Here is a 22,469-nt window from a genome sequence, read left to right as displayed (position 1 = left end):
TAACAATTCAATTTCTATAATCTATAGTTAACAGCATTTCGTCATCCACATCTTTCTTGGGTTCGAGATGTATTATCGCTCCATTCTTCTCGGCCACCATCAAGAGATAAGCAAATCCGACAACTTGATTTTTGGATTCTTCAATTTTATCATAGTTGTTTATAATCAATTTTTCATTCGGTCGGCTAACTAAGATACCATCTTCAAAATCTATCCCAATAATTTTAAGTCCCACATAAATTTCGTCAGGGTCTTTGCCATAGAGAATCACATCAATCTCAACACTCTTTTTGTTTTCAATATCATTTTTATTAATTAAAAAATGGTCAACAAAAACACCTTCTTTAAGCATTAACGGCAACTTGTTATTTTCCATTTTAAAGTCGTTCAATATTGCGTTTAGTAATCTCCAAATCTTTCTCAAGTTTTCCACGCGCGTCATTCTTTCCGAGTGTAATGGTCGAGCCGAAAAGGCAAATGGCTGGCATGGGTTTATCCTTCTTGGCTCTTGGCGCAAGTGTCCACTTTCGAACGAAGTCCAATCTCATGTTCTTTTCCCGAGCTTGAACAAACATCGATTCATCCAATGCGTCTAACTGCTCGATTGCCGAGGTCAATCTTTCCACGTGATGAAGTAGGTCTTTCTTATTCATTGGTTTAGTCTTGGGTCAAAGTTTTCAATTCTGTAAATTACTGAGTAATCGCGCCCCGTGATTTCTTCCTGATATGCATACCCTGATGGGAGTTCAATGTTCTTTCTGATATTGGCCATCAAGGTTTCTTTCTTGATGAAATAGAGATTGGCTTCATTGTCATGCTTTCCCAGCAATCTATAATGTTTGTCAATTCCACTCAGAGAAACATTGACATCTTCGTAAATTTCCAAATATTCGATAGTCGCATTTTCATCAATTTCATCCAATTGTGATTCGGTAATCAGGTCACCAGTTTCAAAGAGAATTCGTGACATGAACTCAATTTCAATGTCCACTTCCTCTACACCCGCAAACTCACAGACACACCATCTTAGAATTGGTTTATGCGGTTCCCACGGATTAAGTTTTTTGATTCCCTTGAAGAATTCAAAATCAATTTTCCTGTCATTTGTCATAGGATTACCAATCGCTCTTCTTCTTGCCTTCACCCGTGAGGTAGGAATACAATGAGAGGTTCAAGGAATTCATCTCTGCCTCAATCATCTTCGGAGCCTCATCATACATTCCACGAAGCGAACCATCTTTCTTCCAAAACACTTCGTAAGAATAACTAACGTTTTGCCCCTGCGACCCTTTAAACCCACCTATGATATATGTGAATCTATACTTGCCTTCCTTGAATTCAATTTCGAGCGTGTAATCCATATCCATATAGACTTTCATCAATCCTTTGATAAACCACGCGCTTTGCTTAAAGCCTTCGACTCTGATTTTCTCATCAGCAATGTTTGCCTTCAAAACCTTATCAGGATTCTTATAGGCTTCTTGAACCCAATTGAGCGTCTTAAGGTAGATGTCGTGGGCATTTTTGCCCTCGACATTGACAACCACGGGTTCGACTCCTTGAGCTGTAAGTTTGAGTTGAGGTAAATCTTGCGCAAATGCTGGCATAGCCGCAAATAGCAGAAAAGTAATTAATTTCTTCATTATTAAATGGTTTTGTTGATGTGCTAAGTTGAATGCTAATATATGAAACCCCAGCAAATCCGGGATTGTTTCTAACGTAAAATCATGGCAAGCGCATTAAAAACCGTATTTCTTCGGTTGACCAAATCCTTTTGAAACTTCATCCAACTGCCGTATGATAGATAACTCAACAATCTAACATGCTTCTCCGTAACATCGACTACATGGAAGAATGAATAAGCAACTGCATTGTTCACCTCGCTAATCTTTCGTTCCACATAAACTTCAATAAGCATATCTGCGACTAATTTTGTGACATCAATTTGGAGACTTCTGGTGAGACTTTTAGGCAACGGAAAGTGAGCCTTTATGTATCTCCTGAAATCTATCTCATGTTCAGATTTTGGCATTTCGGGAACCGCGATTCCTATTCTGGCGCAAAGTTCTTGGTATGTAGCAACCTGCTCTAAGGCGTACTCAGACAATTTCCGCTTGGCCTTTACACGTCGCTGAAGCATTTCTTCGGTGAAGTAAATTTTCCCTTTTACTATTGGGAGCCAATGCTCCGTTTGTGATTCAAGTTCTTTCATAATGGTTTCAGTTAGGTATTAAACAAAAAAAATCAAACAATTTCGCTATCTCTTCGAATCCCCGCGCGAGGGTTCAAAGATTTTCAAGTGAGATTATTTGATTAATACAATGCAAACTTACGCATTATTAATTCTTCAACAAAATTGGATATAAAGAAAGTTTTTCGTATATTAATGAAGGTAAATATTGTTTTATATTTGTACTACTATAAAAATATTTCAAATCTTTAACAATTCTGTAAATCCTGGGTACAGTCATAATTATCCGAAAGAACATTGATTATCTTTGTGTGGTAATCAAACGATAAAATATGGTAGTAATCTATTGCAGACGCTCAAATAAAGATTTAGAACGTGAAACCAGCACGGCTGTTCAGCGAGAAAAAGGAGTTGCTTTTGCGAATCGACTCGGATTACCTTACACAGTTCTCACCGACGCGGGAGTTTCAGGGACGCATGACGAAGTTGAGGACAGACCTGAGTTCGCGAAAATGATGGATGCCATCAGAAAAAATCTTGTTAGCCACGTTTGGGTTTATGACCAATCACGATTGGAGCGTTCTCCCAAGATTTGGCACATATTTCAGCACTTAGTTGTTCTCAAAGGAATCAAGTACTTCCCTAATGGAGTTGAAACAGATTTGAATGACCCGCAAACACAGTTAACGACAGGTGTAATATCTTTGACCAACAGAATGTTTGCTCAGCTAACGTCGAAAAAATTGAAAGATACAAAGGCCAAGCTTGTTGCCGCTGGTCGTGCAAATGGAATCAATCCCTATGGCTACACGACCGATGAAAATGGAATGCTCGTATTAGATGACGTTGAATCAGAAGTTGTAAGGAGACTATATCAAATGTCGTTAGACGGATTGGGCGCGTACACAATTGCGAACGTCCTCAACGATGAGGGAATTCCAACCAAATCAAAAAACTTTAAGGGCAAATCGTTTTACCGCAAGGATGATTATACTAAAGATGTCAAAGAGTTCAATCGTGATGAGGTAAAATGGCGCGGAAATGTTATTCACGACATTCTTAAGAACACCATCAATAAAGGCAAGAAGCGTTGGAATGACATTTTCGTTGATGCACCCGCTATCGTTACTGAGGAATTATGGGGAAAGGTCAACAACAATTTTGAAAATAACAAGAGAAACGCGGGTCGGAATAACACTTACCGTTATCTTTTGAAAGGAATACTGTTTTGCGATTGTTGCGGTGGTCAAATGGTTGGAAGAAAGAGACCATTGGCCAAGGACACAACTTATAAGTGTCGTCATGGACAGGCAACGAAGTTCGGTTGCAGGGGAATCGCGATGGCCAAAATTGAAACCTTCGTTACAAAACACCTCTTCGAATCAAAAGGATTAAAAAAATTCTTGAGTTCCCAACCATCTTTCGACTCCGTAGGTGAGATGCGAAAGCATTTGAAGTCTGTGGAGTTAAGCAAGGACAAGTTGGAGAAAAAACAGAAACACATTTACAGTTTGTTGCTTGACCCTGAGTTCTCAGATGACGAAACCATCAAGAACGAACTGATAAACGTGAAGAGAAAATTGGAAAATACAATTAACGAAATTGAGGAAGCCAAAATAAAAATTGAAGAATCCGATTCAGTTACCAAGGAAAGAAGATTCACCGATGCATTCGAAGCTTATATCAACGATAAAAGCTTTGACACTATCAAACGCGGAATCCATAACGTGATTGAGAAAATCCAAGTCCTTCACGTCAAAGAGAGTAAGGAAGGTCATTACCTCATTAAAATTTGTTATCGCGGTTACCGTCAAAATTCGGTCTTTATGACTAACTACCAAGCTATGGATTGGATTTGGCTAAGTGAGACAGAAGTCGGTGAGAATAACTCAAATCCCGAAATCCTTGTTGATATCCGAAATACGGAACACGGTGTAAAGTTTGATTACCCCACACTCAGTAACACTACTGACAAGATTGAGTTGTTGAGGTTAAAGAAAAATAAATTATTGAAGTTTAATTAAACCGCCACACTAATTGCCCGAAGCTATATGTTGATGCGTTTCGCGGCCGAATTGTTCAAAGGATCCGAAACGTGCTTCTGCGTCCGGAGCTGGTGTTCGATCTCGAAGAATTTTTTCTTGAAATCGGAAATCGAAAGTTGCAGGTTTTCATTTCCGACGAATGCGTTTTCGAGTCCGCCGTGATTGACATATAAATTCTTTATGGCTTCGATGAATGTCGAGAAATCGCGTCCGTTGAAGGTTCGGTGCACGAAATTTTCGAGTCGGGCCAAATCGTTTTGGGAATGCGACATCACGAAATCGTAGGGCGCGTTGCCCATCAATTCCATCATTTTGGTTGCGTTCGTGATGATCGATTTGCGGTTTCCCCACGCGATCGTCGCGCTTAAAAATCCTGAGATTTCGACGTCTTCTTTAAGCGAGAACGAATGAGGGATCCGGATCGGATCGCTTTCGATGAAATCGGGATTGTTGTACAGATCGGCTTTTTCATCCAGGAAGGATTTCATTTCATCAAACGTCATGGTCGTTCTTTTCGGAGGCGCAATTTATGTGTAAATCCGAAACTGAGCAAATGGCTGTACGCAAAATCGGGATTCGGTGAAATCCTGAAAATGCTCGGCTGGTAATTGACCTGAAAATAAAATCGCCGGTTGATGCGCACTCCCAAGTCAAGATGCGCCGTGAGTGAATTGTTCGAGAACGACGCAACGTATACGTCATCTCTAATCCCGAAATCATAGCTGTATGTTTTGAAATGAGCGGACATGAATCCGGCGCCGTAGCCAAAATGAAAGCGTTCCCAAACGTAGTTGTCGGTCAGCCTAAGGAAAATCGCGGACATATAGTCAGGATCGGTAAAAATCGTATTGTTTAACGGCGCGACGAAACCCGTTCCGACCGAAAAATAGCGATTGTCGGCATACGCATAATCCAGGTTAACGCGTGCCGTTAAAAATGAAACACCGGAAACGTCATTGTTTCTCGATGAGATGTTTATCGCAGTGATAGGCGAGATGCCAGGCGTCAGATATATTTCTCCTTTGCGGATTCCATAGAGCGAATTCCAATCCTGCTTTGTGCTTTTTTGCGGCTTTTGCCCGAATGCGCGAGGATTCGGCCCATATACGCAGATCGAATCGCCATGTGTTGAAATATTTACGAAGTTCCCGTACGAGAAACGCTGCCTGCTGAGTAAATCAACCGTAAAACCGACCGGCATGTACGGGCCAAGGCTGGCGTTTATCGCGATTTTGCTGTCGGTAAACGGATACAACGTGAGATTTTTCGAAAGGCTGTCGACTTGTATTGAGAATGGAATCTGTTTTTTTTGACGCTTCACGTTGACCTTTGCCGGGAGTAAATATGTGCTGTCGAGAATGGTCACGCTCGTGTTTGGCTTGTCGGAACTGAACAAAATGTCGTAATGGCTTTTGTTCAGGATTGTGGCGCACGAAGAAAACAATAGGCAAAAAAGGACGGGAATGAGAAATCTCATGGTTGGTGTTTTAATCTGGATGCCGAAATGGGTTTTGGTTGCGTCAACGCGTCGGTAAACTGTCTGAAATGAATCCAGCCGAGATTTCTTTTTCGCGAAGTTGCGTGCGCCGACCGAAATTCTTTTCGAAAAATTCAACCTGGTCTTTGTTCACGCAAGGCAACGGGCCGTCGCCGGTTTTCCAGAAAAAGTCATTGTTTACGGGAGAAAAATAATTGAGATTACCGTTTTTGAGACTTTCGAATTCGGTATCCGACTTTGAGTTCGAATGTGGGAAGATGAGATTTTTAGCTGAAAGTGAAGTCGATCGGTTCGCATATTTGTTTTTGGTCAACGAATCGAGCTTGACCGGAACAAAGACGATGACAGCCGCGGCGGCGCAGGAAACCCAAAGCAGGATTTGGACCGCGATTCGTTTCGAAAGCAGACACGCCGTGCAGAAGAACCCGAAGAACAGGATAAAGTTCATGAAAAAACGATATTGGGGCGACAAATACAACAACAGGACGAGCTGGAAAAGCATCGTGACATATAACAACCACATCGGTTTCGTGTTCCGGAACTTAAAAATGAAAACGGGCGAGAGTATCGCGAGCATCACGCCGACGGTGTTGAAAAAGCCATGCAATTTGGGGAGTCGGAGCCACGTCAGGAAGATTTCGTAAAACGGCATCGCGTCATATTGGGATTTCGTGAGTCCGAAAGGATACGGACGGCTTTCGACGAAAAAGAAATTCGCGACGGTTTTCGGCATGGCGTAATCGGAATCAAAGCCGAACGTATTCGGCAATGGAAACAACGGGAATCCGCTTGCGATGCAGTTTCGGATCACGAACAACGACAACACCAAAATTCCGAGAATCGCGATTCGCAACGTGATCAATTCCTTGACGTTTTTAAACAATAGGAATATCGGCAGGAGCACGATCGCGATAACGGTTATCTTGATGAACAACGCGAACAAAATTAAGATCACGAGAAGATTGAAGGAGTTGCGATTCGGGTCGCGCCAACTTCCGACGAAATAAAAACACGCCATGAACGTGAGCACGAAAATTGGGATGTCTGCGGCCGGCGCCCCTGAAAATTGCAGGAAAAACACATTCGCGACGGGCAATAAACCAATGATCAACGCAATTTTCGAGTCGGTTTTAAAATATTCGCACAGACGTAAAACGGCGAATAGGTTCGCGAGTAACAGGCAATATCCGCTCAGGTCGTTGAAATTCGGATACAGGAACGAGAAACTGAACGCGCTTTGTGCGATGTGCCAGCCGCTCATCTGCGCGAGAAAAATGTGCAGATTGGCGAGTCCGGGCACGAAACCATATTCGTTGAGCCATTTCACGGTTTGGATGTAATAGGATTCGTTGTCGAGAATGTACGGAGCCGATGCCGATTTTGCGATGATAAGGAATCCGCTGACCGCAAAGAACAGCTTGATTGTTTTGGGTAATTTCCCGAATTCTATCCTCAGCGCGCGATAGATCGCGGTTACCGAATTTCGGAACACGAAAAACAATGCGATGTTGAGCAGCAGAAGCACGACGTGGAATTCCCAATTGACGCGGTCGAAAATCGCCCAAACGCTCGTGAACATCGTGACGCCGAAAAGCCCGAGCATTGAAACCGTCGCGAAATCGGTTGTCTTCGTTCGGAAAAAGACATTGGTGAAAGCCCCGAAATTGATAGTCGTAAAAGCAATGTATACGAATGTCAGGGCGATGAGCAACATGATTAAATGATTTGTCCGTCGCTCATGACGAGTTTTCGGTCGGCCATGTCGGCGAGATCTTCGTTGTGTGTGACGATCACGAATGTCTGTCCGAGTTCGTCGCGCAACGTGAAGAATAACTTATGGAGATTTTCAGCGGCGGCGGTGTCGAGGTTTCCTGAAGGTTCGTCGGCAAAAATAACGGCCGGTTTGTTGATCATCGCACGTGCGACGGCGACGCGTTGTTGTTCGCCTCCTGAAAGTTCTCCGGGCTTGTGGTCGATCCTATGCGAAAGCCCGAGGTAATCGAGTAGGCGTTTGGCTTCAATCTCGGCTTCGGCTTTCGGTCGATTCGCGATGAATGCAGGCAGACACACGTTTTCAAGCGCCGTGAATTCGGGTAACAATTGATGGAACTGGAAGATGAAACCCAAATGCAGGTTTCGGAACTTGGAAAGCGTTTTGTCGTTCATCGCCAGAATGTCCTCGCCGTTTATGAGTAGCGATGTGCCTTCCTCTCGAGACGGTTTGTCGAGCGTGCCCAAAATTTGCAGCAATGTCGTCTTTCCGGCGCCCGAAGCTCCCACCACCGAAACGATTTCGCCTTTGTCGATAGTCAGGTCAACGCCTTTCAATACATGGAGTTTGTCGTAACGCTTATGGATATTCGTGGCTTGGATCATCAGGGGTAAGGCTTTTTAATGCGTAGGTGTGGCCTTCGCGTCTTCGCCTTTGTGGCAAAGAAACGAACAATTTTTAAAAATTGGAATCTTTTGGAGGCAATCTTTCGTAAGTGGCTGCAAGGGTAATGGCGTCCGATATAAACTTACGTTAAGGACAATGACTTCCAGACCAACAACAATTAATTTTGTACCGCTAAATAAATCTATATGAAAAAGTTATTTGTAGTGCCGTTTCTTGCCGTCTTTTTTTCGTGCATGGCGGGAGACAAGCAAAAAACAGCGCAACAACAGAACGACAGCCTGAAAATCGAAGAACAAAAAGGAATGGAAACCGCAACGTTCGCTGGTGGATGTTTTTGGTGTACCGAGGCCGTGTTTCTGGAGCTCGATGGTGTAAAGAGCGTCGTTTCAGGCTATATCGGCGGGAAGACCGTGAATCCGACGTATAAAGATGTCTGCAGTGGCGATACAGGTCATGCCGAAGCGATCCAGATTACGTTTGATCCCAAGAAAGTAACATTCGGCGATCTCATGGAAATTTTCTTCGCGACGCACGACCCGACAACGTTGAATCGTCAGGGCGCCGACGTCGGAACACAATATCGAAGCGAGATTTTCTACCACAATGAAGACCAGCGAAAGCTAGCCGAAGCGTACATACTGGAACTCGAATCTGAAAACACATATGGCTTTGGCAAGAAAGTTGTTACGAAGGTGACCAAAGCGCCCGTTTTTTATCCGGCCGAGGATTACCATCAGAATTATTACGCACAAAACAAACAACAACCGTATTGTACGTTCGTGATAACGCCGAAGATAGAGAAGGTTCGTGAGAAGTTTAAGGCGCAGCTTAAGAATTGACAATTGATAATTGACAATTGATAATTGATAATTGACAATTGATAATTGACGATTGATAATTAATAATTAATAACTAAGGAATTGAAGAAAATGCCATTGTATGTTAACGATATGGTCAAGGAGAAACTCGATCTCACGCCGCGTGTCTATAACAAGAACCGCGATTTGGCTTTGAGTATCCTGTTTGACTGCATAGGGATGTTGTCGTTCGGGATCCCGTTTATCGGGGAATTTTCAGACGTGATCTGGGCGCCTGTTTCAGGTCTGCTCATGGCTTGGATGTACAAGGGTTGGTCAGGTAAGGCCGCCGGGGTTTTCTCGATTTTAGAGGAACTTTTCCCGTTTACCGATTTCATTCCGAGTTTTACTTTGATGTGGTTTTATACGTACTACATTAAAAAGACGAATAGATAATAAACGAATAAACAATAAACCGTATAATCAAAAGAAAGCCTCGTTATTCGCGAGGCTTTTTCGTTTCCTTAAATAAAAATCCGAGTCCCATTCCGCGCAACATCTTTTTTTCGAACGCCCAAAAGAATTTGAATTGTCCGAACAGGAATCCGTAGGAAACCAACAAAACCTGATAAACGGGTAAAATCAACACGATGTACAACGGATAGTACAACCACAAAGACGTATCGGCTTTCGTAATCCCAAACCACGCGAGGATCGGCTTGGACAAATATGCCGCCGTCGAGCCCGTAATCGCGAATACGATAAAGATTATGGTGAGCTGGAAACCCGATTCGATGCCCCAGCGCTCTTTGAGTTTTTTCATTTGGGTTGACTATGACCCAAAAATAACATAAAATCGGGCGCGTCGCAAGCCAAATATGAGTTAAGGACGCGGGATTGCGCCGCTGAGCTTTTGGTTGTTCTGGATTTGGAAATACGTGAGGTAATTGAATAGCAGGTAATTCACTTCATAGCCGTAATTCGTGCCCTGCCGGTAGTCGATTTCCATTTGATAGAGATTGCCGTAGCGCTGCGGTTGCCTCACGCGGAAATTCCATTCGGTTACCCAAGGTATGTTTCGGGCCTCGAGATACGATTGGGAATAGAAACCTCTCGGTTGTGCCTGTGATACCAGCCAGGTGTTGAAACCGCCGTCGATGATAATCACTTCATACTGCAGCGAATCATTTGCGATCCGAACCGTGTCGTTCTTTGTAGTCGTTGTTTTCGAATCCGTTTTTGCGATCGAACCTTGCTGTGTCGAACACGCGTAAATCGATAGGCACACAATCGAAAATGCAATCAGGTTTTTTTTCATGATGTTTCATTTTCTACTTAAAGATACGGATTCGGGGGATTGGGTTGGATGACGTTGGGATTTAATTGACAATTGGCAATTGACAATTGACAATGGATGATTGACAATTGACAATGAATGATTAACAATGAATAATTAACAATGAATAATTAATAATTATTGGGTAGCCGGAAATCTCATCGCTTTTTTGGCGATTAGTTATGCCGAACGTGAAAGAAAAAAACAAAAGTTAGATTCCATTTTTGTCGGACAAAAGCAAAGGCGTAAAATAGATATCACAGCTGATTATCAGTTACCAATTTTCCATTATCAATTTTCCATTCTCCATTCACCATTCTCCATTATCAATTGTCAATTGTCAATTGTCCACTCCCAAACGTCCAAAAACAAAAATGGCGTGAATCTTACCTCACGCCAATTATTAATTATTAATTATCAATTGTCAATTATCAATTGTCAATTATCAATTGTCAATCATCAATTAACTTCCGGTTTCAAAAGCCCGATGATCTGCTCCGCTAATTCCGTTCCGATTCGGTCCTGAGCCTCGTTCGTCGCAGCTCCGATATGAGGCGTCAACGAAATTTTCGGGTGCATCAAAATCTGGATTTCAGGCGAGGGTTCGTTCTCGAACACGTCCAATCCCGCGAACAGGATCTTACCGCTGTCGAGCGCTTCCAACAACGCCACTTCGTCGATTACGCCACCGCGCGACGCGTTTACGATTCCGGCTCCGTCTTTCATCGATTCGAATTCCGCCTGTCCGATCACATAACCGTCCTGGGCGGGAACGTGAAGCGAAATGAAATCCGAATGTTTCAGGATATCTTCCATCGGTTCGGTCACGATGTCGACGTTTATGAATTGTCCGTTGTAAAAATCGACTTTGATCTCAGCATTTCCGACGAATTTGTCCGACGCGATCACTCGCATTCCAAGACCGAGCCCGATTTTGGCGACCGCGCGTCCGATGCGTCCGAACCCGATGATCCCAAGCGTTTTTCCACGCAATTCAATCCCGTTCGCATACGCTTTCTTCAAACCGTCAAAGTTCGAATCGCCTTCGAGCGGCATGTTGCGGTTCGAATCGTGAAGGAAACGCACGCCGCTGAACAGGTGCGCGAACACCAATTCGGCAACTGATTCTGATGACGACGCAGGCGTATTGATCACGTGCAAACCTTTCGATCTCGCGTAGTCCACATCGATGTTGTCCATCCCGACGCCGCCTCGCCCGATGATCTTTAGCGAAGGGCAATTGTCGATGATTTCCTTGCGGACCTTCGTCGCCGATCGCACCAAAATCACCTCGACTTTATGCGCATTTATGTAATTCGCCACTTGTTCCTGGGCGACTTTCGTCGTGATGACTTCAAATCCGGCTTTTTCGAGGGCCGTTTGGCCTGCTTTTGAAATGCCGTCGTTGGCTAGTACTTTCATTTTATTTAGATTGAAAGATTGAAAAATTTAATGGTTAAAAGATTCAGTCTCTTGCGTTTTAAAATTGTTTTTTGGGCGGACGTGTCCGGCTATCCGCTGTATCTTTTGCGCGCTAAAGAAGCGCACAAAAGGATGCCGCTGCTATCCGGGCCGCGGTTTTGGTTAGATGGAACTTTCGAGGTTCTTCATCACGTCGACCAGTACCTGAACGCTTTCGATCGGCAAGGCGTTGTACATCGACGCGCGGTAACCGCCAACTGAACGGTGTCCGGCCAAACCTGAAATTCCCGCGGCTTTCCACGCTTTGTCGAACGCTTCGGCGTGCGCTTCGTCGTTGAGCAGAAAACAAGCGTTCATCTTCGAACGGTCTTCTTTTGCCGCCGTTCCCGTGAATAACGGGTTGCGGTCGATTTCATTGTACAAAAGTTCGGCTTTGGCGTTGTTTTGTTTTTCGATTGCCTCGATCCCGCCAAGGTTTTTGAGCCATTGCAAGGTCAGCAAACTCGTGTAGGTCGCGAAAACGGGAGGCGTGTTGTACATGCTTTCCTTTTCGATGTGTTGTTGCAAGTTGAGCATGTTCGGGATCGTGCGTCCCGTTTTGCCCAGGATTTCCTCTTTCACGACGACGAGCGTAACGCCCGCAGGTCCCATATTTTTCTGTGCGCCCGCGTAGATCATCCCGAATTTCGAGAAATCGATCCTGCGTGAAAAAATATCCGAACTCATGTCGCATACCATCGGCATGTCGGTATCGGGAAACTCGAACATCTGGGTTCCGAAAATCGTGTTGTTCGACGTGCAGTGGAAGTAGTCGGCATCTTCAGGAATCGAATAGCCTTTTGGGATATGCGTGTAATTTTCGGCCTTCGACGATGCCACGACCACGGTTTCCCCGAAAGCCTTGGCTTCTTTGATCGCGCCGCTCGCCCAGGTTCCCGTATCGAGATAGGCGGCTTTCCCGGCTTTGGTCATCAGATTATAAGGCGTCATCAGGAATTCAAGGCTTGCGCCTCCGTGCAAAAACAAGGCTTGGTAGCCTTTGCCTTCGAGTCCCATAAGTTCGAGGACAAGGGCGCGCGCTTCGTCCATGACGGCTACGAAATCCTTGCTTCGGTGGGAAATTTCCAACAACGACAATCCTGAATTGTTGAAATCGAGCACGGCCGCAGCTGCTTTTTGAAGCACTTCCTGAGGAAGAATCGATGGGCCTGCGCTATAGTTGTGTTTCTTCATGTTTCTGAAAAAATTTTCGCAAATTTCGTAAACAGAATGCGAAACGAATAGGATTTTTATGAATAATTAACCTATGTTATCAACAGAAAACGATATAGTTCACTGTTTAAGGATGCGATGTGTTGAAATCGTACCATCAGAAAAAATGACTTTCAAGAGGTAAACGCCGCTCGTGATTTCATCGATCCGCATGCGGTCGGGACTTCGGTCAACGGTTTTAATAAGCGCGCCCGTAATTGAGTACAGTTCCAATTTTTCGACCGACGTGTTGAAATCCGATTTCACGAAAAGCGTCCCGCTCGCCGGATTTGGATATATCGTCACGAGATTCTCGTTCTGTTCAGGCGTCGACAATTGCAAATCGAACCAGTACGCTTTTCCGCCGGGCAAAGGCGAAACATTTCCTTCCTGGTATGCGCCCACGATCAATTTTCCCGAATCGGGATCGTATGCGAACGCGTTCCCGAAGTGATCGTCCTGTCCGTCGGCGCCGCTTCCCATGAGCGCGAATTGGTAATTCCACGCGTTGTCCTGGTTCGCAAGAACGATAGCCTTCCATTTCCGCTGGATCTGCAACGTGTAGAAAAATGCGCCCAAAAACATCTTTTCATCGCGCACCAGAATATGCCCGAAGTTGTAATCGGCCCCGTACGACGGATCGATGTCGAACGAGCTTTCATTCGTCCAAGCGCCGTTATCCAAAGCCAAGGTCGCAACGATTCCGTTGCCTTGAGAACCGCTCGAATGCACGACGTAAATTTTGCCGTTGTCATAGCTGAAATCGGCGGCGTACGAGCTAAGATTCCCGAAACCTTCGGTCGAGTCTTCAAACGTCCACGTATCGCCCACGAGCGCAAAACTGTGGAAGATGCGCGATCCCGATGTATTGTCGGAGGCCGCGATCAGTCGACCTTGCCGTGCTTCGGTTTTCAAACCCAGATGCGACGTCGAAGGAATTGACAATTTTTGGTGAAAATCCCAGTTCGTTGCGTTGCGTTTGTACACGTAAACCGCGCCCGTAGTATTGTTCCCGCTTGCCGTGAGATAGGACGAAACGAAAAGGAAATCGCCTTCGATCGTCACATACATGCCGAATTGGTCCTGGGCGACGGCGTCGTTGGCGGTTATTTTTTGGGAAAGCGACCAAACGCCTGCGATTTTTCGGTAGATGTAAACCGCGCCCGTATTGATTCCGACGCCGTCCTGTTGCGGAGCCGAGATCGCGAGATATTCGTCGGCGATATCGAAGAAATGCCCGAAACTGTCACCGTCGACGAGATCGTCCGGATAAAAAGTCTGGGTCTCGGTCATTTGCGAGCCGTTCCACGTAAACAAAAACGATTTGAGTTGTCCGGGGCCGGTCGGAAATTGGGGATTGAGCCCGCTCGCAAGCACTTCGTTCCCGTTGATGGCAACGTTCGCGGCGAAGAAATTGATCAAATTATCGCTCGTATCGAATGGCGTCCCAATAATCTGGGCCTGCAATTGACTGATAAACAACAGCGCGAGAAGCGTAATTTTTCTCATGTTCGGAATTTTTCCTAAATATAGGAAATCCCCGTCAGGAATCGCATGGTGTCGACGTTGTCGGCGTAATCCCAAAGCTCCGGTTTCTGCGTCTGTCCGAAATCGACGCTGTTCTCGACGATTCCCGACGAAACGATGCATTGTATCTGATTGTCATCTTTTTGCAGACGATTTATGATGTCCGAAATATTGTCGTAAAATTCATAGAAAACGCTCGAAATAGGCGAGGCGTAGCTGGAATCTTCCTTGATCGTCAAGAAACCGTTGTCGCGCAATTTGAAGTTGCTCATCAGGAAAACGGCCTTGTTGTAGTCGTAATTGTTCGCGTATTTCTCGTATTCGATGACGTCTTTGTAGGCAAATATCGCTTCGAAAAAGGGTGTGAAGTCATATCCCGTCGGCACGAATAGTTTGGAAACGTTGCGGCATCCGAGGCCGAAATATCGGAAAATGTCCTCGCCCAAAGCCACGAGTTGCTCGTGTGTCTCGTTTCCGTCCAGAACGGCGACGGAGTTTCTATTCTTGCGGATGATGCTCGGTTTGTCCTTGAAATAATATTCGAAGTAACGCGCCGTGTTGTTGCTTCCCGTTGCTATCACGGCGTCGAAGTTTTCGAGTTTTCCTTCGCTCCATTCGATGAAATTGCCGAGTTCAGGTTCGACCGTCACGAGAAACTTGGCCAGGAACGGCAGCAATTTCTGGTCGTTCGACGACAATTTGAGCAACGCCTTATTGCCCGATAAGATCACCGAAAGGAAATCGTGGAAACCAACCAACGGAATGTTTCCCGCCAAGACAAGCCCGATGGTTTTGGGTTCGCGCTCTTTGATTTCGTAAGGCGACAGCCATTCGGTCAGATTTTCGCGGGTCAACGCGTCGGCCCAAGACGAAATCGCGAACCGCACTTGTTCAGGCGTGTACCAACCGTTGTGCGATTGCGAAAGCGCGATGAGTTTCTCGAAGTCTGAAAAGAAAATTTCGTTGAATGTAACGTGTTCGTCTTGCACCGGATTCTCGTCTTTGAACTGTCTCAGGAAATCCCCAAGAGCAATAAACGCGTTCATTTTATCTAAAGCTGTCATAATAGGTTTGCCAATACGGACTTTTGCCGTAATTTTGCACAAAAGTAGGGTAGGAGTGCTGAAGTGCAAAGTGCAAAGTGCAAAAGTTACTGCCCGTTGACCAAATCCGAACTGCTATGGCTATTATCATAACCGACGAATGTATCAACTGCGGAGCCTGCGAGCCCGAATGTCCAAACACGGCCATCTACGAAGGCGCCGACGATTGGCGCTATAAAGACGGAACGTCACTTCGCGGTAAGATCGTATTGCCTTCGGGCGAAGAGGTCGATGCCGAGGATGCGCAAACACCGGTTTCTGACGACATCTACTACATAGTTCCCGGAAAGTGCACCGAATGCAAAGGTTTTCACGACGAGCCACAATGCGCCGCGGTTTGCCCCGTCGATTGTTGCGTTCCTGACGAAGACCATGTGGAAAGCGAGGAGGTTTTGTTGGATAGGCAGGCGTTTTTGCATAATGAGTAGTGCAAAGTGCAAGGTGCAGAGCGCAGGAGTAATTATTCGTAGAAGAAAAAGTTAGTCTTAAAGACTATAAAAAATTAAAAAGCCGGATCTGATTGGTCCGACTTTTTTTTGTGCATAGTCTTTGCGATTTGCACCCTGCACTTTGCACTCTGCACTTTGCACAAAAAAAATCCTGAGTTAAAAAACTCAGGATTTTTTGTGGTATATATGGAGTGTTAAGAAGATTACTGCCCTCTGGTATACGTTTCAGTAGTGATTTTATCGGTCTTTGAATCGTAAGTGCTTACGACAAGGTTTCCGCTGCCATCAAAATGAGCGTAGGCTGTTTTTCCTTTTGTGTTTGTGTAGATGTAATTGTTCGGACCAACGTTTCTCAATCGGCCGTATGGTTTCCCATCGTTGACCATCGTATATCCGACGTTATCGATTTTGACTTGATATTTCGAACTTCCTGACGTGTAGTAGGCAGAACGGTCAACATCGACTGTTCTCGTCGTTCCATCGGGCGCCGTGATCGTCGTTGTCGCCATCACCTGAGTCGGAGAAGCCGCCAAATCCTTGTTCAACGCTTTTGAATTCGCATCCTGGAACTCAAGGTTTTGTACTTGCTGTTCCGTTTTTGTCTTGACGAGTTGTTTTTCACCGTCGGAATCCTTCACGGTCGTAACCGTAGTCGTCGATTCTTTTTGGACTTGTTGTTGCGTTTGAGCTTGGGTTGTGATCCCGAAAACTATTGCTGTTGCTGTTAAGATCAATCTTTTCATGATTATTGTATTTTGGTTTTAGCAAAGTTAGATTATGGGCTTCAGGATAGCTTACACAATTTTTTTTTTGATTTACATAATTAAGACAGCTCCCGATTATATGCGTATATTTGCGCACTTTTTGAAATAAAAATAACCATGAAAGCAGGAATCGTAGGGTTGCCAAACGTAGGAAAATCAACTCTTTTCAATTGTTTATCGAGCGCAAAAGCACAAAGCGCCAACTTCCCGTTCTGTACCATAGAACCGAACATCGGGGTAGTGAACGTTCCCGATCCGAGACTGCAGAAACTCGAAGAACTCGTAAATCCTGAACGCGTCCAACCCGCAACAGTCGATATCGTCGACATCGCCGGATTGGTGAAAGGTGCGAGCAAAGGCGAAGGTCTCGGAAACCAATTTTTGGGAAATATCCGCGAGTGTAACGCGATCATCCACGTGTTGCGTTGTTTCGATAACGACAATATCGTTCACGTCGACGGAAACGTAAACCCGATCCGCGACAAGGAAACTATCGACATCGAACTCCAATTGAAAGATTTGGAGACCGTCGAAAAACGCCTTGAAAAAGTGAGTCGCGCCGCGAAAACCGGAAACAAGGAAGCCCAGACTGAGAAAGCGTTGCTCGATAAAATCCGCGAAGCATTGTTGCAAGCCAAATCGGCTCGTACGGTAGTTCCCGCAAATGCCGACGAAGAAGCGCTAATGGAAGATTTCCAACTCATCACGACCAAACCCGTACTTTACGTGTGTAACGTCGACGAAGGTTCGGCCGTATCAGGCAACGCTTACGTCGATAAGGTGCGTGAAATGGTAAAAGACGAACAGGCTGAGGTTATCGTGCTTGCCGTCGGGACCGAAGCTGATATCACCGAACTCGAAACGTACGAAGAGCGCGCCATGTTTTTGGCCGACGTCGGTCTTGAAGAGCCGGGCGCGTCGGTTTTGATCCGCGCCGCATATAAATTATTGAAACAACAAACGTATTTCACGGCCGGAGTAAAAGAAGTCCGCGCGTGGACGATCAACATCGGAGACACGGCACCGAGAGCTGCGAGCGTGATCCACACCGATTTCGAGAAAGGATTTATTCGCGCCGAAGTCATCGCTTATGATGATTACGTGTCGTTCGGATCGGAAGCTAAAGTGAAGGAAGCCGGGAAGTTACGTGTTGAAGGGAAGGAATATATCGTTAAGGATGGAGATGTGATGCATTTCCGATTTAATGTGTAATTGCTGTAGGCTTTAAGCTTTAGGCAGTAGATTTGGGCTCGCGTTTATTCGCGGGCTTTTTTTTTTGGATTTTGCCACGAAGGCACGAAGGCGCGAAGTTTTTACGCTTGGAGTTATTTGTCGGGGCGGGATCTGATTTATTTACGCTTTGGGAAGGAAAATGTTGACGCAGGTTTGGGCTGATAATTATATTGCGTTATTTTAAGATTTTGCGATTAGATTTTCTCAAATTTTGACCTGATATCGTCGGTAAGTTCACCTTTGTTTTTAACCTTGGCATACTGTTTTTTCGCCTTTTTCATCAGTTTTTCATCATTTGTCCTGGATGCGACCTCGTATAGGCTCAGCGCATAATTGCCATTAAAATGACCGATTTTCGAGAACGTCGATTTGACACTTTCATAGTAGTCCAGCGATTCCTGATACTGACCGTTCATTGTGAGCAGCACAGCCTTAACAAATTTAATATCTTCTTGTTTCGTATCGCGTTTGGTTTCGGCAACGTTTATTTTCTCCAGACCATTCTTTACGTCGCCAATCATCGTGCTGGTCAAAGCGGTGGCAAGTTATCGAAATTGGGGTTGTTTCCAAACGAACTCGAAATTTAAGTTTTTCGGCAGAAAACCTGTAACCAAATCTCCAAGAAAAAGCCGAACTTCGCTAGACCTAACAGGTTTATCATCGGTGTCTACAGAAACCTGTTAGGTCTTAAGCGAAAGCCGATTTTTTGAATTTAGCCACGAAATCGTAAAACCGACATTTCGCGGATTGTTCTTTTTTTGGGCGCGTCGGCGGCTTCAAGTTTTCGGTAATTTCACGTTCCGGAAAGCCGCCGTCAGGCTATCCGCTATATCTTTTGGAAACCCGCGAGGTTGAAAAAACCTCACAGTTTCCCAAAAGGATGCCGCTGCTATCCTTCGCGCGGATAATTCGAGATGTCGCATCTGCACATTTCAGAACATGAGTTTTACGTAATTTCCGAGGGAAGCGAGAAAAAAATTGACGTTGAAGGAAATCGTAGCGTTCTTCAACTTCAATAAATAAAATGCTCGCGTCGATTCGCTGGCTTTTTTCTGGCTTGAAAGTTGCGTGGCGCGTGCCAAACCTAACAAAGTGAAATCATTTTATATTTTAATATCGCTTGCTTTTTGCCTCGTCGGATGCAAGCAGACTGAGGAAAAACCGGCTGACGGAATTCTCTTCACTTCGTCGCAACCTCAAGGTGAACCGTCGCTTTCAAAAATCCCACGGACATTTCGCGGAACATTCATGAATAAGGATTCGGTGTTGTTGCAAATTGGTCGCGAAAACATCATAAAGGAATATCATTGGCTGGTTCGGTTCCATATGTCGGAACGGGATTCGTTGAGAAAGGAAGGTATTTTTCTCAAAGGAAATTTGGCTGTCATAAAAGGCATAGGTTATCCCGCCAAGATGGTCAGCGATTCGATTGAGATTTCATTTAGCGAACGTGATACTTTGTTCAACATCGGTCAGGGAATGGTCGCCAAACGAATCGATAGAAGTCTCGTACTCAATTATAAGGATTCTATTTTTTGGAACATCTGCATAATCGAGCACGAGAAAAATAAAGTACGATTGCGTTATGTCGGCATCGACGACAAACCGATTTTTGATTCCATCGTGAAAACTACATCGAAACAAGTTGACTCGACACGTTTCGTCTACAGCCCGAATGCAAAAGAATTCGAGTCGGTCCTAAAGAATTTGCGTCGGGTTACCGGAAGCGTATATTTCAAAGTAACGTCAAAATGATTTTAACTCGATTGTCGTAACTTCCGCAACAAAACAAGCAGTATGAAACTAGTCGCGATTTCCGGATCGAATTCCTCAACCTCCATAAACAAAGTGCTTGCGACATTCGCAGCAGGTCTTTTTGAAAACGCCGACGTGTCGGTTTTCAGCATGCGCGATTTCGAAATGCCGTTGTTCGGGGTCGATCTTGAAAAGGAAATCGGGCAACATCACGCGGCACAAAAGTTCCTCGACATTATTTCCGATGCCGATATTTTAGTAGTTTCATTGCCCGAAAATAACGGATCGTATTCGTCTGCGTTCAAAAATGTTTTCGACTGGGCGTCACGCATCCGCAAAGATGTCTTCCAGCAAAAACCGACTTTGCTCATGGCGACTTCTCCGGGCGGACGCGGCGGAAAAAGCGTTCTCGAACTTGCGACGTCGAATCTGCCGCGCTTCGGAATGGAAATCAAGGAGACGTTCTCATTCCCGTTGTTCTACCAAAATTTCAACCTCGAAGAAAACCGAATTGTGAATCCGGAACTCGAAGCTGAATTGCGCGCGAAAGTATTTTCACTTGAGAATGCAATTGAAAATGTCGGCTAGGAAAGTAAAGAAATATACACTTAAAACCTTGTTATTCCTGGGTTTGTTTATCGTCGCGTATTCGCTTACGATGTTTATCCTGTCGCACATCGAGGTAAATTCAAATGATTCCGACCCGAAACAAGACGTTACCATTTACATCAAATCGAACGGCGTCCACACCGATATAGTGCTTCCGATCAGATCCGAATTTAAAGATTGGACATCGCAAATTCACACGAAAAAAACGCTTTCGAAAGACACGACTTTCCAATATGCAGCCTTCGGTTGGGGCGATCGTGATTTCTATCTGAACACGCCGCGGTGGAGCGATCTCAAAGTCAGCACCGCTTTCAATGCCGCTTTTTTCATGGGAAAAGGCGTGATGCACGTGACGTTTCACCATGAATTGGTCGAGAACGAAAGATGCAAGAAAGTTATCGTGAGCAAGGACGAATATTCGCGGATCGTCGCATTCATCGGTGGCAGTTTTACGTACGACGCCTCGAACCAAACCGTGCTGATTCCCAACGCGGCATACGGCGATCACGACCTTTTTTATGAAGCGCGCGGTAAATACAATCTTTTTTACACCTGCAATTCCTGGGCGAACAACTGCCTGAAATCGGGTGGCCAAAAAGCCGCATTTTGGACATTGACGGACACGGGAATTTTAACGCATTACGATTGATCGGATAATTTCGGTCGACAAAATCCGCTTTTTCGACTTCGCAATCCGTGCGAACGTCTACTTCTTTTTTAACGCGCAAAAAAGCAGCTTTCCTTTGGTGAAAATTACGACACCATGAAAGCCATACTTCAACTCATCGCCATCCTTTCGTTCGGATTTGCCGTTGCGCAAACCAACGAAACTCCAAAGAAATGGTCGCTTGCCGATTGTATCGCGTACGCCATCAAAAACAACATCACTATCAAAGATGCTGTGCTTACGCAGCAAAGCGCCGAGGTCAATCTCACCCAATCCAAATACGCGAAACTGCCGAGTCTTTCCGGTTCGGTTTCCCAAAACGCGACGAATGGAACGAGTATCGACCCGATCACGAGTAACTACGTGAGCCAGATGATTCATTCGACGAACGTCGGCGTAGGAACGCAACTCACATTGTTCAACGGAAACTACCTGAACAACACGGTCAAGGAAAACGAGCTTCTCGTAAAGCAGAACGAGTTTTTCGTCTCGGAAGCCAAAAACAACATTTCACTTAGCGTTACCGAGGCATATCTCCAGGCGCTATATTACAAAGAAGCGATCGCGATTGCTGAAAACACAGTTGCTTCATCAAAAGAACAGGTTTCACAGATGAAAGTCAAGTACGACGCGGGTTCGGTTGCACAACTTGATGTAGCCGACTTGCAGACGCAACAGAGCAGTGATGAGGTCAACCTGATTACATCAAAAAACAATTACCGCCAGCAACTCATAACGTTGAAGCAATTGCTGGAACTCGATCCGTTGTCGGAATTCGATATCGAGTCGCCGGAATTGCCCGACGCCCAACTCATCACTCCTGATCTGAAATCGGTTTATGAAACGGCGGTTTCGACATTGCCCGAAATCAAAAGCGCCAAAACCCAAATCGAGATCTCTCAAGTCGCACTCGACAAATCAAAAGCGGGCTACTTGCCGACGCTTTCGTTGAACGCCGGTTTGTATTCGGGTTACACGAGTACGCAGGATCCGAATTTATGGACGCAAATGGACGGAAACTTCTATCAGACAGCCGGCCTGCAACTGTCGATCCCGATTTTCAGCAACTACAAGAACAAAGCGTCGGTGGCGAATGCGAAGATCGACATCGAAAAATCCAAGATCGCCGCGGTTTCCGAATCGAAACAATTGTATCTCAAGATCGAAAGCGCCTGGCAGAACGCCACGTCGGCCCAAAGCCAACTCGATGCCGCGACGGCTTTGAGAAGTTCATCGAAGCTCGCTTATGAAATGGCACAGAAAAAAGCGACCGCCGGAGCCTTGAGTTCTCCCGATTTGATCGTGAGCAAGAACACCTATCTGTCGGCCGAACAACAATACCTGCAAGCCAAATTCTCGATGGCGCTGTATTATCAGCTGCTTCAATTTTACCAAGGAAACGAAATAACAATCTAAAACAACAG

General features: G+C 45.2%; 25 protein-coding genes and 1 pseudogene. 9 read left to right on the top strand and 17 right to left on the bottom strand.

Going from position 1 to position 22,469, the window contains the following annotated elements:
* Positions 1-7 precede the first annotated feature (7 nt).
* The 5 genes from EOO50_RS05195 to EOO50_RS05175 all read right to left on the bottom strand — a co-directional run bounded on the left by EOO50_RS05195 (position 8) and on the right by EOO50_RS05175 (position 2,212).
* Positions 8-376 carry a hypothetical protein gene (locus EOO50_RS05195; RefSeq protein WP_290838436.1) on the bottom strand — a complete coding sequence of 123 codons (369 nt, stop codon included), beginning with the start codon at positions 374-376 and terminating at the stop codon, positions 8-10.
* Position 377: 1 nt separating this feature from the next.
* The gene (locus tag EOO50_RS05190) at positions 378-653 is read right to left on the bottom strand and encodes a hypothetical protein (protein ID WP_290838435.1); all 276 of its coding nucleotides are present in this window, start codon (positions 651-653) and stop codon (positions 378-380) included.
* Positions 650-1,144, bottom strand: a complete 495-nt coding sequence (locus EOO50_RS05185; RefSeq protein WP_290838434.1) for a hypothetical protein — start codon at positions 1,142-1,144, stop codon at positions 650-652. Before EOO50_RS05185 ends, EOO50_RS05190 begins: the two co-directional genes overlap by 4 nt.
* On the bottom strand, positions 1,116-1,643 hold the full coding sequence (locus EOO50_RS05180; RefSeq protein ID WP_290838432.1) for a DUF4468 domain-containing protein: 528 nt from the start codon (positions 1,641-1,643) through the stop codon (positions 1,116-1,118). The genes EOO50_RS05185 and EOO50_RS05180 overlap by 29 nt, the downstream gene beginning before the upstream one ends.
* Before the next feature lie 71 nt (positions 1,644-1,714).
* On the bottom strand, positions 1,715-2,212 hold the full coding sequence (locus EOO50_RS05175) for a hypothetical protein (RefSeq protein WP_290838431.1): 498 nt from the start codon (positions 2,210-2,212) through the stop codon (positions 1,715-1,717).
* Positions 2,213-2,523: 311 nt separating this feature from the next.
* On the opposite strand from EOO50_RS05175, the gene EOO50_RS05170 reads away from it, so the two are divergent.
* Positions 2,524-4,215, top strand: coding sequence for a recombinase family protein (locus tag EOO50_RS05170; protein ID WP_290838430.1), 1,692 nt, complete (start codon positions 2,524-2,526; stop codon positions 4,213-4,215).
* Positions 4,216-4,241: 26 nt separating this feature from the next.
* On the opposite strand, the pseudogene EOO50_RS05165 reads toward EOO50_RS05170, so the two are convergent.
* From EOO50_RS05165 to EOO50_RS05150, 4 genes and pseudogenes are all read right to left on the bottom strand, one after another.
* A pseudogene (locus EOO50_RS05165) lies at positions 4,242-4,739 on the bottom strand (DUF2400 family protein); the annotation flags it as partial.
* Positions 4,736-5,713, bottom strand: a complete 978-nt coding sequence (locus EOO50_RS05160) for a hypothetical protein (protein WP_290838429.1) — start codon at positions 5,711-5,713, stop codon at positions 4,736-4,738. The pseudogene EOO50_RS05165 and the gene EOO50_RS05160, both read right to left, overlap by 4 nt.
* A gap of 43 nt (positions 5,714-5,756) precedes the next feature.
* Positions 5,757-7,448 (bottom strand): hypothetical protein, encoded by a 1,692-nt coding sequence (locus EOO50_RS05155; RefSeq protein ID WP_290838428.1) that lies wholly within the window; start codon positions 7,446-7,448, stop codon positions 5,757-5,759.
* 2 nt (positions 7,449-7,450) lie between these two features.
* Positions 7,451-8,110, bottom strand: a complete 660-nt coding sequence (locus tag EOO50_RS05150) for an ABC transporter ATP-binding protein (RefSeq protein WP_290838427.1) — start codon at positions 8,108-8,110, stop codon at positions 7,451-7,453.
* 207 nt (positions 8,111-8,317) lie between these two features.
* Between EOO50_RS05150 and msrA the strand changes: the two genes are divergently transcribed.
* Both msrA and EOO50_RS05140 read left to right on the top strand, forming a co-directional pair.
* Entirely contained in the window at positions 8,318-8,971 is a 654-nt protein-coding gene (msrA, locus tag EOO50_RS05145) for a peptide-methionine (S)-S-oxide reductase MsrA (protein ID WP_290838425.1), read from the top strand.
* A gap of 111 nt (positions 8,972-9,082) precedes the next feature.
* Positions 9,083-9,385, top strand: a complete 303-nt coding sequence (locus tag EOO50_RS05140; protein WP_290838471.1) for a hypothetical protein — start codon at positions 9,083-9,085, stop codon at positions 9,383-9,385.
* 43 nt (positions 9,386-9,428) lie between these two features.
* Here the strand turns inward: EOO50_RS05140 and EOO50_RS05135 are convergent, their stop codons facing one another.
* The 6 genes from EOO50_RS05135 to EOO50_RS05110 form a co-directional block, all read right to left on the bottom strand.
* Positions 9,429-9,752, bottom strand: coding sequence for a DUF6787 family protein (locus EOO50_RS05135; protein WP_290838424.1), 324 nt, complete (start codon positions 9,750-9,752; stop codon positions 9,429-9,431).
* 60 nt (positions 9,753-9,812) lie between these two features.
* Positions 9,813-10,247, bottom strand: coding sequence for a DUF6146 family protein (locus tag EOO50_RS05130; protein WP_290838423.1), 435 nt, complete (start codon positions 10,245-10,247; stop codon positions 9,813-9,815).
* 477 nt (positions 10,248-10,724) lie between these two features.
* The gene (locus tag EOO50_RS05125; protein ID WP_290838422.1) at positions 10,725-11,687 is read right to left on the bottom strand and encodes a D-2-hydroxyacid dehydrogenase; all 963 of its coding nucleotides are present in this window, start codon (positions 11,685-11,687) and stop codon (positions 10,725-10,727) included.
* A 162-nt stretch (positions 11,688-11,849) separates the two neighbouring features.
* A complete protein-coding gene (gene serC, locus EOO50_RS05120) occupies positions 11,850-12,920 on the bottom strand; it encodes a 3-phosphoserine/phosphohydroxythreonine transaminase (RefSeq protein ID WP_290838420.1) in 1,071 nt (356 codons plus the stop codon).
* 99 nt (positions 12,921-13,019) lie between these two features.
* On the bottom strand, positions 13,020-14,447 hold the full coding sequence (locus EOO50_RS05115) for a T9SS type A sorting domain-containing protein (RefSeq protein ID WP_290838419.1): 1,428 nt from the start codon (positions 14,445-14,447) through the stop codon (positions 13,020-13,022).
* A 14-nt stretch (positions 14,448-14,461) separates the two neighbouring features.
* Complete coding sequence (locus EOO50_RS05110) at positions 14,462-15,529, bottom strand: acyl-CoA reductase (protein WP_290838418.1); 1,068 nt, start codon at positions 15,527-15,529, stop codon at positions 14,462-14,464.
* 116 nt (positions 15,530-15,645) lie between these two features.
* Between EOO50_RS05110 and EOO50_RS05105 the strand changes: the two genes are divergently transcribed.
* On the top strand, positions 15,646-15,996 hold the full coding sequence (locus EOO50_RS05105) for a 4Fe-4S dicluster domain-containing protein (RefSeq protein WP_290838417.1): 351 nt from the start codon (positions 15,646-15,648) through the stop codon (positions 15,994-15,996).
* 224 nt (positions 15,997-16,220) lie between these two features.
* On the opposite strand, the gene EOO50_RS05100 is transcribed toward EOO50_RS05105, so the two are convergent.
* Positions 16,221-16,760 carry a hypothetical protein gene (locus EOO50_RS05100; protein WP_290838416.1) on the bottom strand — a complete coding sequence of 180 codons (540 nt, stop codon included), beginning with the start codon at positions 16,758-16,760 and terminating at the stop codon, positions 16,221-16,223.
* 138 nt (positions 16,761-16,898) lie between these two features.
* Here EOO50_RS05100 and ychF point away from each other — a divergent pair, with 138 nt between their 5' ends.
* Positions 16,899-17,993 carry a redox-regulated ATPase YchF gene (ychF, locus tag EOO50_RS05095; protein ID WP_290838415.1) on the top strand — a complete coding sequence of 365 codons (1,095 nt, stop codon included), beginning with the start codon at positions 16,899-16,901 and terminating at the stop codon, positions 17,991-17,993.
* 215 nt (positions 17,994-18,208) lie between these two features.
* On the opposite strand, the gene EOO50_RS05090 is transcribed toward ychF, so the two are convergent.
* Positions 18,209-18,535, bottom strand: a complete 327-nt coding sequence (locus EOO50_RS05090; protein ID WP_290838413.1) for a hypothetical protein — start codon at positions 18,533-18,535, stop codon at positions 18,209-18,211.
* A gap of 571 nt (positions 18,536-19,106) precedes the next feature.
* Between EOO50_RS05090 and EOO50_RS05085 the strand changes: the two genes are divergently transcribed.
* The 4 genes from EOO50_RS05085 (at position 19,107) to EOO50_RS05070 (ending at position 22,461) form a co-directional block, all read left to right on the top strand.
* Positions 19,107-19,769 carry a hypothetical protein gene (locus tag EOO50_RS05085; protein WP_290838412.1) on the top strand — a complete coding sequence of 221 codons (663 nt, stop codon included), beginning with the start codon at positions 19,107-19,109 and terminating at the stop codon, positions 19,767-19,769.
* A gap of 42 nt (positions 19,770-19,811) precedes the next feature.
* A complete protein-coding gene (locus EOO50_RS05080; RefSeq protein WP_290838411.1) occupies positions 19,812-20,357 on the top strand; it encodes an NAD(P)H-dependent oxidoreductase in 546 nt (181 codons plus the stop codon).
* A complete protein-coding gene (locus EOO50_RS05075) occupies positions 20,347-21,027 on the top strand; it encodes a TIGR02117 family protein (RefSeq protein ID WP_290838410.1) in 681 nt (226 codons plus the stop codon). Before EOO50_RS05080 ends, EOO50_RS05075 begins: the two co-directional genes overlap by 11 nt.
* A gap of 114 nt (positions 21,028-21,141) precedes the next feature.
* Positions 21,142-22,461 (top strand): TolC family protein, encoded by a 1,320-nt coding sequence (locus EOO50_RS05070; RefSeq protein WP_290838409.1) that lies wholly within the window; start codon positions 21,142-21,144, stop codon positions 22,459-22,461.
* The last annotated feature ends 8 nt before the right edge of the window (positions 22,462-22,469 follow it).

Source organism: Flavobacterium sp. (genome assembly GCF_004211145.1).
In the GTDB taxonomy this organism is placed as follows: domain Bacteria; phylum Bacteroidota; class Bacteroidia; order Flavobacteriales; family Flavobacteriaceae; genus Flavobacterium.
This window is presented reverse-complemented; position numbering and strand designations above follow the sequence as displayed.

What these genes read in the sequence shown, in the direction of transcription:
- EOO50_RS05195 (WP_290838436.1), bottom strand. Translation starts at nt 376, where the DNA reads ATGGAAAATAACAAGTTGCCGTTAATGCTTAAAGAAGGTGTTTTTGTT.
- EOO50_RS05190 (WP_290838435.1), bottom strand. Translation starts at nt 653, where the DNA reads ATGAATAAGAAAGACCTACTTCATCACGTGGAAAGATTGACCTCGGCA.
- EOO50_RS05180 (WP_290838432.1), bottom strand. Translation starts at nt 1,643, where the DNA reads ATGAAGAAATTAATTACTTTTCTGCTATTTGCGGCTATGCCAGCATTT.
- EOO50_RS05175 (WP_290838431.1), bottom strand. Translation starts at nt 2,212, where the DNA reads ATGAAAGAACTTGAATCACAAACGGAGCATTGGCTCCCAATAGTAAAA.
- EOO50_RS05170 (WP_290838430.1), top strand. Translation starts at nt 2,524, where the DNA reads ATGGTAGTAATCTATTGCAGACGCTCAAATAAAGATTTAGAACGTGAA.
- EOO50_RS05160 (WP_290838429.1), bottom strand. Translation starts at nt 5,713, where the DNA reads ATGAGATTTCTCATTCCCGTCCTTTTTTGCCTATTGTTTTCTTCGTGC.
- EOO50_RS05155 (WP_290838428.1), bottom strand. Translation starts at nt 7,448, where the DNA reads ATGTTGCTCATCGCCCTGACATTCGTATACATTGCTTTTACGACTATC.
- EOO50_RS05150 (WP_290838427.1), bottom strand. Translation starts at nt 8,110, where the DNA reads ATGATCCAAGCCACGAATATCCATAAGCGTTACGACAAACTCCATGTA.
- msrA (WP_290838425.1), top strand. Translation starts at nt 8,318, where the DNA reads ATGAAAAAGTTATTTGTAGTGCCGTTTCTTGCCGTCTTTTTTTCGTGC.
- EOO50_RS05140 (WP_290838471.1), top strand. Translation starts at nt 9,083, where the DNA reads ATGGTCAAGGAGAAACTCGATCTCACGCCGCGTGTCTATAACAAGAAC.
- EOO50_RS05135 (WP_290838424.1), bottom strand. Translation starts at nt 9,752, where the DNA reads ATGAAAAAACTCAAAGAGCGCTGGGGCATCGAATCGGGTTTCCAGCTC.
- EOO50_RS05130 (WP_290838423.1), bottom strand. Translation starts at nt 10,247, where the DNA reads ATGAAAAAAAACCTGATTGCATTTTCGATTGTGTGCCTATCGATTTAC.
- EOO50_RS05125 (WP_290838422.1), bottom strand. Translation starts at nt 11,687, where the DNA reads ATGAAAGTACTAGCCAACGACGGCATTTCAAAAGCAGGCCAAACGGCC.
- serC (WP_290838420.1), bottom strand. Translation starts at nt 12,920, where the DNA reads ATGAAGAAACACAACTATAGCGCAGGCCCATCGATTCTTCCTCAGGAA.
- EOO50_RS05115 (WP_290838419.1), bottom strand. Translation starts at nt 14,447, where the DNA reads ATGAGAAAAATTACGCTTCTCGCGCTGTTGTTTATCAGTCAATTGCAG.
- EOO50_RS05110 (WP_290838418.1), bottom strand. Translation starts at nt 15,529, where the DNA reads ATGACAGCTTTAGATAAAATGAACGCGTTTATTGCTCTTGGGGATTTC.
- EOO50_RS05105 (WP_290838417.1), top strand. Translation starts at nt 15,646, where the DNA reads ATGGCTATTATCATAACCGACGAATGTATCAACTGCGGAGCCTGCGAG.
- EOO50_RS05100 (WP_290838416.1), bottom strand. Translation starts at nt 16,760, where the DNA reads ATGAAAAGATTGATCTTAACAGCAACAGCAATAGTTTTCGGGATCACA.
- ychF (WP_290838415.1), top strand. Translation starts at nt 16,899, where the DNA reads ATGAAAGCAGGAATCGTAGGGTTGCCAAACGTAGGAAAATCAACTCTT.
- EOO50_RS05090 (WP_290838413.1), bottom strand. Translation starts at nt 18,535, where the DNA reads ATGATTGGCGACGTAAAGAATGGTCTGGAGAAAATAAACGTTGCCGAA.
- EOO50_RS05080 (WP_290838411.1), top strand. Translation starts at nt 19,812, where the DNA reads ATGAAACTAGTCGCGATTTCCGGATCGAATTCCTCAACCTCCATAAAC.
- EOO50_RS05075 (WP_290838410.1), top strand. Translation starts at nt 20,347, where the DNA reads ATGTCGGCTAGGAAAGTAAAGAAATATACACTTAAAACCTTGTTATTC.
- EOO50_RS05070 (WP_290838409.1), top strand. Translation starts at nt 21,142, where the DNA reads ATGAAAGCCATACTTCAACTCATCGCCATCCTTTCGTTCGGATTTGCC.